13 protein-coding genes are annotated in these 12,932 nt (G+C 74.4%); 7 read left to right on the forward strand and 6 right to left on the reverse strand.

Annotation, left to right across the window (positions count from 1 at the left end; all coding sequences use genetic code 11):
* Positions 1-3: 3 nt before the first annotated feature.
* The 4 genes from ACWGN5_RS22545 to ACWGN5_RS22560 all read left to right on the forward strand — a co-directional run bounded on the left by ACWGN5_RS22545 (position 4) and on the right by ACWGN5_RS22560 (position 4,151).
* A complete protein-coding gene (locus ACWGN5_RS22545) occupies positions 4-1,239 on the forward strand; it encodes a sensor histidine kinase (RefSeq protein WP_453517953.1) in 1,236 nt (411 codons plus the stop codon).
* Entirely contained in the window at positions 1,236-1,904 is a 669-nt protein-coding gene (locus ACWGN5_RS22550) for a response regulator (protein WP_453517955.1), read from the forward strand. The genes ACWGN5_RS22545 and ACWGN5_RS22550 overlap by 4 nt, the downstream gene beginning before the upstream one ends.
* A gap of 134 nt (positions 1,905-2,038) precedes the next feature.
* Entirely contained in the window at positions 2,039-3,334 is a 1,296-nt protein-coding gene (locus ACWGN5_RS22555; protein ID WP_453517957.1) for a cytochrome ubiquinol oxidase subunit I, read from the forward strand.
* A 37-nt stretch (positions 3,335-3,371) separates the two neighbouring features.
* Positions 3,372-4,151: a cytochrome d ubiquinol oxidase subunit II gene (locus tag ACWGN5_RS22560; RefSeq protein ID WP_453517960.1), complete on the forward strand. Its 780-nt coding sequence runs from the start codon at positions 3,372-3,374 to the stop codon at positions 4,149-4,151.
* A 37-nt stretch (positions 4,152-4,188) separates the two neighbouring features.
* On the opposite strand, the gene ACWGN5_RS22565 is transcribed toward ACWGN5_RS22560, so the two are convergent.
* Complete coding sequence (locus ACWGN5_RS22565) at positions 4,189-5,331, reverse strand: AI-2E family transporter (RefSeq protein ID WP_453517994.1); 1,143 nt, start codon at positions 5,329-5,331, stop codon at positions 4,189-4,191.
* Between the two features lie 304 nt (positions 5,332-5,635).
* On the reverse strand, positions 5,636-5,830 hold the full coding sequence (locus ACWGN5_RS22570) for a DUF3046 domain-containing protein (protein WP_453517963.1): 195 nt from the start codon (positions 5,828-5,830) through the stop codon (positions 5,636-5,638).
* 79 nt (positions 5,831-5,909) lie between these two features.
* Between ACWGN5_RS22570 and ACWGN5_RS22575 the strand changes: the two genes are divergently transcribed.
* Positions 5,910-6,839 carry a hypothetical protein gene (locus tag ACWGN5_RS22575; RefSeq protein ID WP_453517965.1) on the forward strand — a complete coding sequence of 310 codons (930 nt, stop codon included), beginning with the start codon at positions 5,910-5,912 and terminating at the stop codon, positions 6,837-6,839.
* 57 nt (positions 6,840-6,896) lie between these two features.
* Here ACWGN5_RS22575 and ACWGN5_RS22580 read toward each other — a convergent pair whose 3' ends face one another.
* Entirely contained in the window at positions 6,897-8,087 is a 1,191-nt protein-coding gene (locus ACWGN5_RS22580) for a PucR family transcriptional regulator (RefSeq protein ID WP_453517966.1), read from the reverse strand.
* A gap of 145 nt (positions 8,088-8,232) precedes the next feature.
* On the opposite strand from ACWGN5_RS22580, the gene ACWGN5_RS22585 reads away from it, so the two are divergent.
* Both ACWGN5_RS22585 and ACWGN5_RS22590 read left to right on the forward strand, forming a co-directional pair.
* The gene (locus ACWGN5_RS22585) at positions 8,233-9,597 is read left to right on the forward strand and encodes an alkyl sulfatase dimerization domain-containing protein (protein ID WP_453517968.1); all 1,365 of its coding nucleotides are present in this window, start codon (positions 8,233-8,235) and stop codon (positions 9,595-9,597) included.
* Complete coding sequence (locus ACWGN5_RS22590) at positions 9,594-10,901, forward strand: MFS transporter (protein WP_453517971.1); 1,308 nt, start codon at positions 9,594-9,596, stop codon at positions 10,899-10,901. The genes ACWGN5_RS22585 and ACWGN5_RS22590 overlap by 4 nt, the downstream gene beginning before the upstream one ends.
* A gap of 50 nt (positions 10,902-10,951) precedes the next feature.
* Here ACWGN5_RS22590 and ACWGN5_RS22595 read toward each other — a convergent pair whose 3' ends face one another.
* The 3 genes from ACWGN5_RS22595 to ACWGN5_RS22605 are packed head-to-tail and all read right to left on the reverse strand — an operon-like array spanning position 10,952 to position 12,903.
* Positions 10,952-11,260 (reverse strand): AzlD domain-containing protein, encoded by a 309-nt coding sequence (locus ACWGN5_RS22595; RefSeq protein WP_453517973.1) that lies wholly within the window; start codon positions 11,258-11,260, stop codon positions 10,952-10,954.
* Positions 11,257-11,997, reverse strand: coding sequence for an AzlC family ABC transporter permease (locus ACWGN5_RS22600; protein ID WP_453517975.1), 741 nt, complete (start codon positions 11,995-11,997; stop codon positions 11,257-11,259). The genes ACWGN5_RS22595 and ACWGN5_RS22600 overlap by 4 nt, the downstream gene beginning before the upstream one ends.
* A 54-nt stretch (positions 11,998-12,051) precedes the next feature.
* Positions 12,052-12,903, reverse strand: coding sequence for an AraC family transcriptional regulator (locus ACWGN5_RS22605; RefSeq protein ID WP_453517977.1), 852 nt, complete (start codon positions 12,901-12,903; stop codon positions 12,052-12,054).
* Positions 12,904-12,932 lie beyond the last annotated feature (29 nt).

The following is a 12,932-nucleotide window of genomic DNA, read 5'->3' on the forward strand; positions in this document are numbered from 1 at the left end:
CCCATGCCCCTCCCCCTCCGTGCTCCCGGCGGCGGCCGTCTGTCGCCCTGGGCCGCCGACGCCCTCGTGGCGGGAGTCGTCCTGCTCGTGGTGGCGGTCTGGACGCTCGTCTCGGCGCAGTACACGAGCGAGTCCGCCCTCCGCACGGCGCTCGGCTGGGCGCTGATCCTGACCGGCTGCGGAGCCCTGTACTTCCGGCGGCGGCAACCGGTCACCGTGGCCGTGGCCACGCTGATCGCCTGCGTCGTCTACTACCCGCTGTCCGCCCAGGACGGCCCGCTCATGATCGCCTTCGCCCTCGCGCTGTACACGACCGCCGCCGAGGGCCGCTTCGCCGCCGCCGTCGCGCTCGCGGCCGTCACGCTGCTCGCGGTCGGCTTCGGCGAGATCCGGCAGCAGCCCGGGCACCGGCAGATCGACGACACCTCGCTCGCGATGCTGGCCGGCTGGCTGATCAGCCTGGTCGCCGTCGGCCGGGCCCAGCGCACCCGGATCGCCTACCTCCACGAGGTGGAGCAGCGGGCGCTCGCCGCCGAACGGGAGCAGGAGGCCCGCGCCCGGCAGTCCGCCACCGAGGAGCGGCTGCGGATCGCCCGTGAGGTGCACGACGTGCTCGGGCACAGCATCTCCCTGATCAACGTCCAGTCCGGTGCGGCGCTCCACCGGCTGGGCAAGAAGCCTGCCCCCGAGGCCGGGCTCGTCACCGCCACCGAGGCCCTGGAGGCGGTGAAGGCGACCAGCAAGGACGCCCTGCGCGAGCTGCGGGCGACCCTCGGGGTGCTGCGCCGGGCCGACGAGTCCACGCCGACCACGCCGCCCTCCGGTCTGGCGCTCCTCGGCGACCTCGCCGCCCGCGCCCGGAGCGCCGGGCTCGACGTCCGTACGCACAGCACCGGCACGCCCGTGCCGCTGCCGCCGCCCGTCGACCTCGCCGCGTACCGGATCGTGCAGGAGTCCCTGACGAACGTCACCCGCCACGCGGGCGCGAGGACGGTGACGGTCACCCTGGACTGGGGCGCCGACGCGGTGCGGCTGCGGATCGCGGACGACGGCGGGGGCGCTCCGGAGGGCCGCCCGCTGGGCAGCGGCATCCGGGGCATGACGGAGCGGGCCCGGGCCTTCGGCGGGGAGCTCACCGCCCGGAACGACGGCGACGGCTTTCTGGTGGACGCCCGGCTCCCCCTGACCACACCCGCCACATCCGCCGCACCCCCGACGTCCGAGAGGGACCCCCGATGATCCGTGTCGTGCTCGCCGACGACCAGACCCTGGTCCGGGCCGGCTTCCGGTCGATCCTCTCCGACGAGGAGGACATCGAGGTCGTCGGCGAGGCCGGGGACGGGGAGCGGGCGTTCGCGCTCGCCCGCGAACTGCGGCCGGACGTCGTCCTGATGGACATCCGGATGCCGGTGCTCGACGGTCTGGAGGCCACCCGCCGCATCACCGGCGACGCACGGCTCGAAGGGGTGCGGGTGGTCATCCTGACCACCTTCGACGCGGACGACCACGTGTACGGCGCGCTGCGCGCCGGCGCCTCGGGCTTCCTGGTGAAGGACACCGAGCCGATGGAACTGCTGCACGCGGTACGGGTCGTGGCGCGCGGCGACGCCCTGATCTCCCCGGCCGTGACCCGCCGTCTGATCGCCGAGTTCGCGGGTCTCGCGGGCCGGCAGCCGGATCCGAGTCCCCGTCTGAACGCCCTCACCGAGCGGGAGCGCGAGGTCCTCGGCCTGGTGGGCGCCGGGCTCTCCAACGACGAGATCGCCGGCCGGCTCGTCCTCTCCCCCGCCACCGCCAAGACCCACGTCAGCCGCATCATGACCAAGCTGGCCGTGCGCGACCGGGCGCAGCTGGTGATCCTGGCGTACGAGTCCGGGATGATCACCCCCGGCTGGCTGGCCTGAGGCCCCTAGGGGATTGAACACCGGCCGCGCAACTCAGGGGGTACGCGCGCGGGGGGCGGCGCAACCGCCGGGGTACGGCCGGTGTCCACTCCGGGCCGACGCCGGGCCCCTGACCGTACGCCCACGCTGAGCGGGTGAATCAGGACGTACTCGATCTCGCGCGGCTGCAGTTCGCCCTCACCGCGGGCGGACACTTCCTCTTCGTCGCCCTCACCCTGGGGCTCGCGACCGTCGTCGCCGTGCTCCAGACCAGGGCGACGTTCGGCCGGAACCCGCTCCACGCGCGCATGGTGCGGTTCTGGGGCCAGCTGTACGTGATCAACTACGCGGTCGGGATCGTCACCGGCCTCGTGATGGAGTTCCAGTTCGGCATGGCGTGGAGCGGGCTCACCCACGAGGCGGGCAACGTCCTGGGGGCCTCGCTCGCCGTCGAGACGATCGTGGCGTTCTTCGTCGAGTCGACCTTCCTCGGCCTGTGGATCTTCGGCTGGAACCGGCTCAACCGCTGGGCCCACCTGGCCGCGATCTGGATCGTCGTCCTGACCGCCTACCTCTCGGCGTACTGGATCCTCGTCTCCAACGGCTTCCTCAACCACCCCGTGGGGTACGGCTCCGAGGGCGGCGAGCTGGTCCTCGACGACCCGGTCGCCGTCCTCACCAACCCCTCGGCGCTGCTGGCCTTCGGGCACGTCCTGGCGGGCGCGCTGCTGACCGCCGGGTTCTTCATGGCCGGGGTGAGCGCGTACCACCTCTTCCGGCGCAGCCCGGAGTGGGAGTTCTTCGGCCGCAGCCTGCGCATCGGGGTCTTCCTTTCGGCGCCCGCGCTGATGGCCGCGGCCGTCTTCGGCGGGCTGCAGTTCGGCGCGCTGACCACCTTCCAGCCCATGAAGTCGGCCGTGTTCAGCGGGAAGGCCGCCGAGATCGCGCGGATCCAGGCGGAGCTGACGGACCGCTTCGGACCGGGCGACTACGTGCCCTCGGAGGCGTGGACGCGGGGCGGCGGTCTGGTGATGCTGATCAGCTTCGCGCTGATGATGTACCTGTGCTTCGCCGGGGTGATCCTGGCCTGCTTCAAGAAGGTCGTCTTCCGGTTCCGGCTCTGGCACCTCGTCCTGATGGCGGCCGTACCGCTGCCGTATCTCGCCATGATCGGCGGCTGGGTCTTCCGGGAGTCAGGACGGCAGCCCTGGGTGGTCTACGGGCTCCTGAAGACGGAGGACGCGGTCTCGGACCTCTCCCCCGGCACCATGCGCCTCTCCCTCGCCGTCTTCACCACGGTCTTCGTGCTGCTCACCCTCCTCAACGCCTGGCTCCTCGCCCGGCACGCCCGCCGCGGCCCGGTCGAAGCCGGCCTCGGCCACGACGAACGCCTGGCCCCCGCGGGCGCGGGGGACGACCCGGCGGACTCGCTGACCGCCCCCCGTTACTGAACAGCCCGCACCCCCGAGGAAAGCCCGAGGAGCCCCCGTGGAGACCCTGGCCATCGCCCTGCTCGCCTTCTTCGCCGTGGGCTGGTTCGTCCTCGCCGGGGCGGACATCGGCACCGGCATGCTCGCCCCCTGGCTCGGCCGGAACGACCGCGAGCGGCGCCTCGTCCTCGCCTCCTTCGCCCCGTTCTTCCTGGGCAACGAGGTCTGGCTGGTCGCCGCCGCCGGTGTCCTGGTCGGCTGTTTCCCCGCCCTCGAAGGGGAGCTCCTGAGCGGCCAGTTCCCGGTGTTCGTGGCGCTGCTGACCGGCTGGATCCTCCGGGACGCGGGGCTCTGGTCGCGCGGCCGGGGCCCCGGACCCCGCTGGCGCGCGGGCTGCGACGCCGCCGTGGCGTGCGGCAGCTGGACCGTCGCGCTGTCCTGGGGCTGGCTGCTCGCGGCCCTGCTGACCGGGCACCCGTACGCCCCGGCGACGGGCCCGACGGCGCTGCTCACCGCGCTCGCGGTGGCCGCGCTGTTCGCCGCGCACGGGCTCGGCTTCGCCGCGCTGCGCCTCACGGACGTGCCGTACGAGCGGGCCCGCCTGCTCGTGGGACGCGCCGGGCGCCCCTGGCAGTCCTTCGCGCTCACCGGCACCCTGCTCGCCGGGCTGCCGCTCTGGGCGGGCAGCGCGCTGCCGCTGGCCGGGCGGACGGCCTCCCCCGCCACGCTCGGCCTGCTGGTGCCGGCCCTGCTGGTCGTCACCCCGCTCCTGGTGACCGTCCAGGCCTGGATCTGGCACGCCTTCCGGCACCGGGTGACCGGCCCTTCGTACCTCTGAGCGGGCGGAGGCCCGGGGCCACCTCGCGAGGGCTCCCTTACGAGGACTCGCCCTCCGAGCCCTCCGAGGACTCCTTCTTGTGGTGCAGGGCCTTCTGCAGCCGGGCCACGACCGCCTCGCCGTATCTCCGGTGGCCGTGGACGCGCGGGTCGTCGGTCACGTCGTACCGCTTCACGTACGCGCCGAGGAAGGCCTGGAGGGTGGCGACGGCCGGAATGGCGATCAGCGCGCCGACGGCCCCGAGCAGCGCCGTGCCCGCGATGACCGAGCCGAAGGCCACGGCCGGGTGGATGTCCACGGTCTTGGAGGTGAGCTTCGGCTGGAGGACGTAGTTCTCGAACTGCTGGTAGATCACGACGAAGCCGAGCACCCACAGCGCGTACCAGGGGTTGACGGTGAAGGCGATCAGCATCGGCAGGGCGCCGGCCAGGTAGGTGCCGATCGTCGGGATGAACTGCGAGACCAGGCCGACCCACACGGCGAGCGCCGGGGCGTACGGCACGCCCAGGATCTCGAAGAGCACGAAGTGGGCGACGCCCGAGATGAGGGCCATCAGGCCGCGCGAGTAGAGGTAGCCGCCGGTCTTGTCGACGGCGATCTCCCACGCGCGCAGGACCTCGGTCTGGCGGGCCGGCGGCAGGACGGAGCAGAGCGCGCGCCGCAGCCGGGGCCCGTCGGCCGCGAAGTAGAACGAGAACAGGAAGATCGTGAGGAGCCGGAAGAGCCCGCCGAGGACGGTGGCGGAGACGTCGAGGACGCCCGCCGCGCTGTTCTGCACGTACTTCTGCAGCCAGTCGGAGCTCAGCACGCTGTCCTGGACCGCGACGCGCGAGAGCTCCGTGTGGAAGTTCTGGTTGATCCAGTTGATCAGCGAGTCGAGGTACTTCGGGAAGTTCTCGACCATGTCCACGATCTGGCCGGCCAGCATCGAGCCGAGGAGGACGACGAAGCCGACGCCGAAGACCGTGACCGCGAAGAAGACGAGGAAGGTGGCGAGGCCCCGGCGCATCCCGCGCGCCGCCATGCGTCCGACCGCCGGCTCGATGGCGAGGGCGAGGAAGAAGGCGAGCAGGATGTTGACGAGGAGGCCGACGAGCTGGTGGAAGGCCCAGTTGCCCAGCTGGAAGACGGCGTAGAGCGCGAGGGCGAGCACGAGCGCGCGGGGCAGCCAGCGCGGCATCCGCGCGGCCCCGGCGGCCGGGCCGGCCACGGGGGCCGACGCCACGGCGGGCGCTTCCGACGGCGCGCCCGACGGCACGGCCGGTGCGTCCTCCGGCACGGCGATCGGAGCGGCGGCCGGGGCCACGGTGGGCGGCACCGCGGAAGCCGTGCCGTCGGTCACATCGGGTGCGTCGGGCACGGCGTTCGGTTCGTTCTTCTCGGTGTCGTCAGTCGGGGCCACCCCGCCAGTCTCGCGCACCGCACGGACATTCCACCCGGGACCCCGCACATCCCCGCCCGTCACCCCGCGGTGAGCGGTCCGGTCAGCGCTTGTCGGCCGGGACGTCGACGGCCGCGCAGACGGCACGCCACACGTCCTTGGCCTCCCAGCCGGCGTCCAGCGCCTCGCGCACGGTCCGGCCCCCGAGCTCGGCCATCACATGGTCGCTCGCGAAGGACTCGGCATAGGCCGCGCCGAAGTGGTCCGCCATCCGTTCCCAGAAAATCGTCAACCGCATGACCCCAGTATCCCGCTCCCAAGAGTGCAGCCCGCTCCGCAGACCTTGTCACCGCGCTTTTCCGCCCTACGGTCGGAGCATGGCCGAAAACCCCCTCCCCTCCCCGCCCTCGACTCCCCTGGCGCGCGCCGAGCGTTTCATCTGGCTGACGGCCCGGGTCCTCGAACAGCACCGGTTCGCCTACCACTTCCTGCGCGGTGGCCCGGACCGGGTCGAGACGGCCCTCACGGCGTACCTCAACGAGGACGGCGGCTACGGACACGCGCTCGAACCCGATCTCCGCGGCCCGGTGAGCCAGCCCCTGCACACCGCGCACGGGCTGCGGGTCCTGGACTCCATCGGCCGCTGCGGCGGGCTGCGCGTGGAGCGGATCTGCCGCTACCTCACGGAGGTGTCCACGCACGACGGCGCGCTCCCGGCGGTCCACCCGTCCCAGCGCCGCTACCCCTCGGCGCCCTTCGTGCCGGTCGTCGACTCCCCGCCGAGCGCCCTGCTCTCGACCGGTCCGGTGGTGGGTGTGCTGCACCGCAACCAGGTGTGGCACGCGTGGCTGTTCCGGGCCACCGAGTTCTGCTGGGCGGCCGTGGAGTCGCTGGAGAAGTCGCATCCGTACGAGATCCAGGCGGCCGTCTCCTTCCTGGACTCGGCCCCCGACCGCCCGCGCGCGGAGGCGGCCGCCGACAAGCTCGGCCGGCTCGTCCGGGAGCAGGGGCTCGCCGTCCTGGATCCCGACCGGCCGGAGGACCACCCGGTGGCGGACGGGTACGCGCCGGGCGAGCACCACCATCCGCACGACTACGCGCGCGTGCCGGACTCGCTGGCCGCGCGCTGGTTCACCGAGAAGGAGATGGCGCGCTCCCTCGACCGGCTCGAAGCCGAGCAGCAGGAGGACGGCGGCTGGCCGGCCCGATGGCGCGCCTGGGCGCCCGGCTCGGCCCTGGAGTGGCGCCCGATCGTCACCGTCGAGGCGCTGCGGACCCTCCGCGCCCACGGCCGCACGATCCACTGACGCGCACCCCGGCACCTCGACACCCCGGCAGCCAGGCACCGCACCCGGGCAGCGGTCCTACGCCTCCGGGGCCTCGCGCAGCAGCAGCGCCGCGAGGGCGGTGGCCGTGCCCCTCGGGGTGGCGAGGTCGATGCCGGTGCGCTCGGCGGTCCGGGCGAGCCGGTTGTCGACGGTGTTGGGGTGCAGTCCGAGCGCGGCGGCCGTCGCGCGCCGGTCCTGGCCGTGGGCGAGGTGCACGCGGAGGGTCTCCAGGAGCTCCGGCCGGTCGGCCACGGGGTCGAGCAGGGCCGCGATCCGCCGGCCGCTCTCCCCGGGCCGGGACAGGTGGTACTCCAGGAGCACGTCGTCGAGCCGGTGCAGTCCGGGCGGCAGTCCGCACCCGGCGGCGACCCGCAGGACCTCCCCGGCGGTACGGGCGGCCCCCGGCACCTCCTCAGGGCCCCCGGCGGGCACGACGGCGACCCGCAGCGTGGTCCCGGCGGCCCGGGAGAGCCGCTCGGCCAGGTCCGCGGGCGGCTCGACGGCACCGGGCACGAGGGCCCGGCCCGGCTCCGTACCGGTGTCGAAGAGGGCGGGCACCTCCACCCCGAAGCTGTGGTCGAGCACCGTCTGCACGCGGCGCAGCCGCCGCCGGGCCGCCACCTCGCCCTCCTCGGGTGGGTCGACGGCGCCGACGGCGAGCACGAGACAGGGCCCGTCGAGGCCGAACGGGGCCGCGGCGAGCCGGGCCGGGGGCAGCGTCCCGTCGAGGAGTCCGCGCAGCAGCGAGCGGCGCTGGGCCCGCCGCTCGGTCTCCAGGGCCGAGCGCTCGTCGAGATAGGTCTCGGCGACGGCGCCGACGATGCCGGGCTGGGACGCGAAGAGCAGATCGGCGAGCTCGACGAGCGCCGCCTCGTCCCCGGGCAGGGCGGCCTCGCGCAGGGCCCGCCACAGCATGTACGCGCCGAGGCTGTGGCTGCGGAGCAGCAGATGGAGCGGCATGCCCTCCTCGGCGCGCTGCGCGGCCCGCTCGCGGAACAGCCGCGTGCCGCCGGGTTCCCGGGCCCCGGGGTCGAGGGCGCTGCGGAGGAAGAGCCGTACCCCGTGGCGTACGGTCGCCGCGATCTCGACGTCCTTCACCTCGTCGGGGAGCCGGTCGTAGCCGGGCAGCCGGGCGAAGGAGTCCCTGGTCATCCGGCGTGCGAGCTCGTTGACCCGGGCCTCGCAGCGCAGTGCGAGCGCCCGGGCGGCCTCGGAGACCTCCGTCACGACGACTCCTTCCCCGCTCCCGGCTGTGACGGGTCACAGTACCGACCGCCGAAGGATGTGACGGCGCGGGATGTCGTGCCGTCCGTGACGGGCCGAAACTCGGTGCCCAGGCGTTCCGCCGCACCGCACCGAAGGAGCCGCTGGTATGACCGAGCACACCCCCCGTACGTATCTCGACTACACCGACCGGGTGTGGCGGGGCGAGGAGACCCTGCTGCCGCATCTCACGGGCGCGTTCACCTCGGAGGAGCTGGTCCGGGTCCGGGACCGGATCGGATTCTTCCCGGCGTTCGCGAACGTGGCCGTCTTCGACAGCGGCGCCGGGCTCGTCCTGGTCGATTCGGGCGACATCCGCACGGCCGGTCTCCTGCACGCGGCGGTCCGCTCGTTCAGCCAGGACCCGGTGCGGGCGGTCGTGTTCACGCACGGCCATGTCGACCACGTCTTCGGGGTGGGGCCCTTCGACGCCGAGGAGGTCCGCCCGGAGGTGATCGCGCACGAGGCGGTGGCCGCCCGCTTCGACCGGTACGTGGAGACCGCGGGCTACAACGCGTGGATCAACCGGCGGCAGTTCGGCGTCCCTGGCTTGGAGTGGCCCACCGAGTACCGCCACCCGGACACGACCTACCGCGACCGGTTGACGATCCGTCACGGCGAGTTGACGTTCGAGCTGTTCCACGCGCGCGGGGAGACGGACGACCACACCTATGTGTGGGTGCCGGAGCTCAAGACCCTGTGCACGGGCGACCTCTTCATCTGGAACTCCCCCAACGCCGGCAACCCGCAGAAGGTGCAGCGCTACCCGGAGGAGTGGGCGCGGGCGCTGCGGGCCATGGGCGAGCTCGGCGCCGAGGTCCTGCTGCCCGGCCACGGCATCCCGATCGTCGGCGCGGACCGGGTGGCACGGGCGCTCGACGACACGGCGACGCTCCTGGAGTCGCTGTGCGAGCAGACCCGGGAGCTGATGAACGCGGGGCTGCGCCTGGACGCGGTCATCCACGGGGTGAAGGTCCCGGCGGAGCTGCTCGCGAAGCCGTACCTCCACCCGGCCTACGACGAGCCGGAGTTCGTCGTGCGGAACCTGTGGCGGCTGTGGGGCGGCTGGTACGACCAGAACCCGGCCCACCTCAAGCCCGCCCCCGAGGCGGCGGTCGCGGCGGAGTTCGCGGCGGCGGCGGGCGGTGCGCTCGTGCTCGCCGAGCGGGCGGCCCGGCTCCTCGACGAGGGCGATCCGCGCCTCGCCTCGCACCTGGCGGAGGCGGCGGCCCTCGCCGCCCCGGCGGACGCCGAGGTGGCCCGGATCAGGGCCCGGGTGTACGAGACGCGGGCCGGGCGCGAGACGTCGACGATGGCCCGCGGGGTCTTCCACTGGGCGGCCGCGGAGTCCGCGGCGGTGGCGGAGGGCACGGACGTCACGACGGAGCTCACCCGTTCCGCCGCGGGCCGGGAACGGGCCGCCGGGGCGATCAGCGTGGGTGTCGTCGCCGAAGAGGACCCGTGCTGCGGATGAGCGGGGCGAAGGACGGAGACGGGCCGGGCGCCTGGGGCACGACCTGGCTGCTGCTCGCGTTCATGCTGGTCAACTTCGCTGACAAGGCCGTCCTCGGTCTCGCCGGGCCGGACATCATGCGCGAGTTCGGGATCTCCCGGCAGGAGTTCGGGGCGGCGCAAGCGGCGTTCTTCGCGCTGTTCTCGGTGTCGGCGCTCGCCGTGTCGGCCCTGACCCGGAAGGTACGGACGTCCGTCCTGCTGCTCGGGATGGCGCTGCTCTGGTCGGTGGCCCAGCTGCCGATGGTGTGGGCCGCCGCCGGATTCGGGACGCTGGTGGCGACCCGGGTGCTGCTGGGCGCGGCGGAGGGACCGGCGGCCCCGGTCGCGGTCCACCATCTGCACGGCTGGTTCGGCCAGCGGGACCGGAACCTGCCGACGGCCGTCCTGATGGTCGGCGCCGCGGCCGGGGTCGCGGTGGCCGCGCCCGCCCTGTCCGCGGTGATCTCGGGGTGGGGCTGGCGCTGGGCCTTCGGCACGGTCGGCGTGATCGGCCTGGTGTGGGCGGCCGTCTGGCGCCGGTACGGCTCCGAGGGCCCGCTCGCGCCTCCGGTGGGCGGGGCGCGGGGCCGGGAGGACGCCGGGGACACGGAGGTGCCGCTGCGCCGGGTCCTGCTGAGCGGCACGTTCCTGACGGCGTGCGCGGGCTCGTTCGCCGCGTACTGGCTGATGAGTTCGAAGCTGACCTGGCTGCCGGACTACCTGGAGACGGTCCTCGGCTGGGACGCGCACCGGGCCGGTCTGACGGTCGGCGCGGGGGCGGTCGCCAACGGCGTGGTCCTGCTCGTCCACGGCGTGCTCGCCCAGCGGGCGGCCCGGCGCGGCGGGCCCGGACGGCTGCCGTCGGGCGCGGGCGCGGGGGTGCTGCTCCTGCTGTCCGCCGCGGCCGTGACGGTCTTCGCGACGGCGGGCGCGGACTGGCTGCGGGTGCCGATGATGTTCGGCCCGATGGCGCTGGCCCTGCCGATGATGACGGTGGGCCAGACGGCGGTCGCCCGGATCACCCCGCCCGCGCAGCGCGGGGTGGTGCTCGGGGCGGTGGTGTGCGTCTTCGCGCTGGGCGGGGTGCTCGCGCCGCTGGTCCTCGGCGGCATCGTGGACGCGGGCGCGACGACGGCCCGGGGGTACGAGAACGGCTGGCTGTTCACGGCCGGTCTGCTCGCGGTCGCGGGCGCCCTGACGGCCCTGTTCCTGCGCCCGGAGCGGGACGCGGAGCGCCTGGGCGTCCCGGAGACGCCGCCGGTGGGGGTGCCGGTGGCGCACTGAGGGGAGGCGGTACGGGGCCGGGCGGGCGCGCCGGCCCCGTACCGGTGTCCTCACCAGCCGAGGGCCCGGACCCCCGCGGTGACGGCGACGGCGGCGCCCACGACGACCAGGAACGGCGCGCGCAGGACGAGCGCGACGGCGGCCGCGGCGAGCCCGGCGGCCCGGGCGTCCACGACGAGGTCGCCGCCCGTGCTGAAGGTCTGCTGGGCGGTGAGCGCGGCGAGCAGTGCGACGGGGAGCAGGGCGGCGAGCCGCTGGACGAGCGGGCGTTCCAGCGTTCCGGCGGGCACGAGCAGGCCGACCAGCTTGACGAGGTAGCACCCGGCGGCGGTGAGGGCGATCGCGATCCAGACGTTCATCGTGAGTCCTTCTCTCCTCCGGTGGGGGCCGTGCGCCGGCCCTTGGCCCAGAGCACGGCGGGGGCGGCGAGGGCGGCGGCGAGGACCGGGACGCCGGCGGGCAGCACGGGCAGCAGTCCGAGGCCGAGCAGGACGGCGATTCCGGCGGTGGCGCGCTCCGTGGCGGACTTCAGCATGGGGGCGAGCAGGGCCAGGAAGACGGCGGGTCCCGCGGCGTCGAGCCCCCAGGCCGCGGTGTCGCCGATCGCCTCGGCTCCGAGCGCCCCGAGGAGCGTGGTCAGGTTCCACAGGACGTACAGGGTGAGGCCGGTGACGGTGAAGCCGATCCGGGCGGCCCGCCGGGACGGCTGGGGAAGCGCGACGGCCGTCGTCTCGTCGATCACCCAGTGCGCGGCGAAGGGCTTGACGGCCTTCGGCAGGGCGAGGAGCTGGGAGAGCCGCAGCCCGTAGAAGGCGTTGCGGGTGCCCAGGAAGAAGGCTCCGGCGGCGGCCGTGAAGGGGTTGCCGCCCGCGGCGAGCGCTCCGACCAGGGCGAACTGCGAGGCGCCGGTGAAGACGAGCAGGCTGAGGACGCAGGTCTGGAGGAGGCTGAGGCCGGAGCCCGCCGAGGTCACGCCGAAGGCGAAGCCGGAGAGCCCGACGGCGATGCCGACGCCGAGCGCGTCGCGGACGACGGCCGCGTCGGGTTTGACGGGGGTGCCGTCGCGTATGACGGGAGGTGCTGTCTGTTCTGCCACGTCAGGGACGTTACGGGGCCGCCACTGTCCCGGTCTTGTACGTTCTTGCGGCGCCTACGGGGCCCGGCGCCCCACTCCACGCGCGCGTTGATAGGCCCCGGGCGGCACCCCCACGCTGCGGGTGAAGTGCCGGCTGAGGTGCGACTGGTCGGTGAAGCCGACGGCGGCGGCCGCCTCCGCCGGGGGCGTCCCCGCGTCGAGGAGCTGCCGGGCACGCCGTACGCGCGCGTCGGTGAGCCAGGTGTGCGGAGGCATCCCGTACGCCTCGCGGAAGGCGCGGAGCAGGGCGAACGGGCTGGTGCCGAGGTCGGCGGCGAGCCGCTCCAGGGTCGGCGGCTCGACCATCCCGGCCTCCAGGACCTCACGCGCGCGTGCCGCGTTCCGGGCGCCCGCCGAGCGGGGCGGCAGCGGGGTGACGAGACCGCCGTGGCTGCGCAGCAGACGGGCGGTGACCAGGCGCAGGAGGCTGTCCGCGGCGAGGGCGTTGCCCTCCTCCGCGGCCCGGTGGACGCCGACGACGAGCTGTGCGGCGTACGGGTCGTCGACGACGGGCGAGGTGAAGCCGGCCTCCCCGCGCAGGGCGAGGGTGTCGGCGGCGATCGACCGGACGATCTCCGCGTCGGGGTAGATCGTCCGGTAGGTCCAGCCCTCGGGCACGCCCGCGTGCCCGGTGTGCGGGGTGTCCGGGTTGACGAGGGCGATCTGTCCGGGCCCGGCGTGGACGAGCTCGTCGCGGTAGTGGAAGGCCTCGACGCCCTCGGTGATCGCGGCGAAGACGAAGGTCTCGTGGGTGTGCCGGGCGAAGGCCTTGCGGACGTAGTGGGCGTGCAGCAGGTCGACCCCGGGCAGCTCGGCGGGCTGCCAGTACCGCGCCCGCTCCTCCCCACCCGCTCCGTCCCTGGCCATCCCCCCATTCTGCGCCCCGGCGTCGCCCC

The organism is Streptomyces sp. NPDC055815, assembly GCF_053616475.1.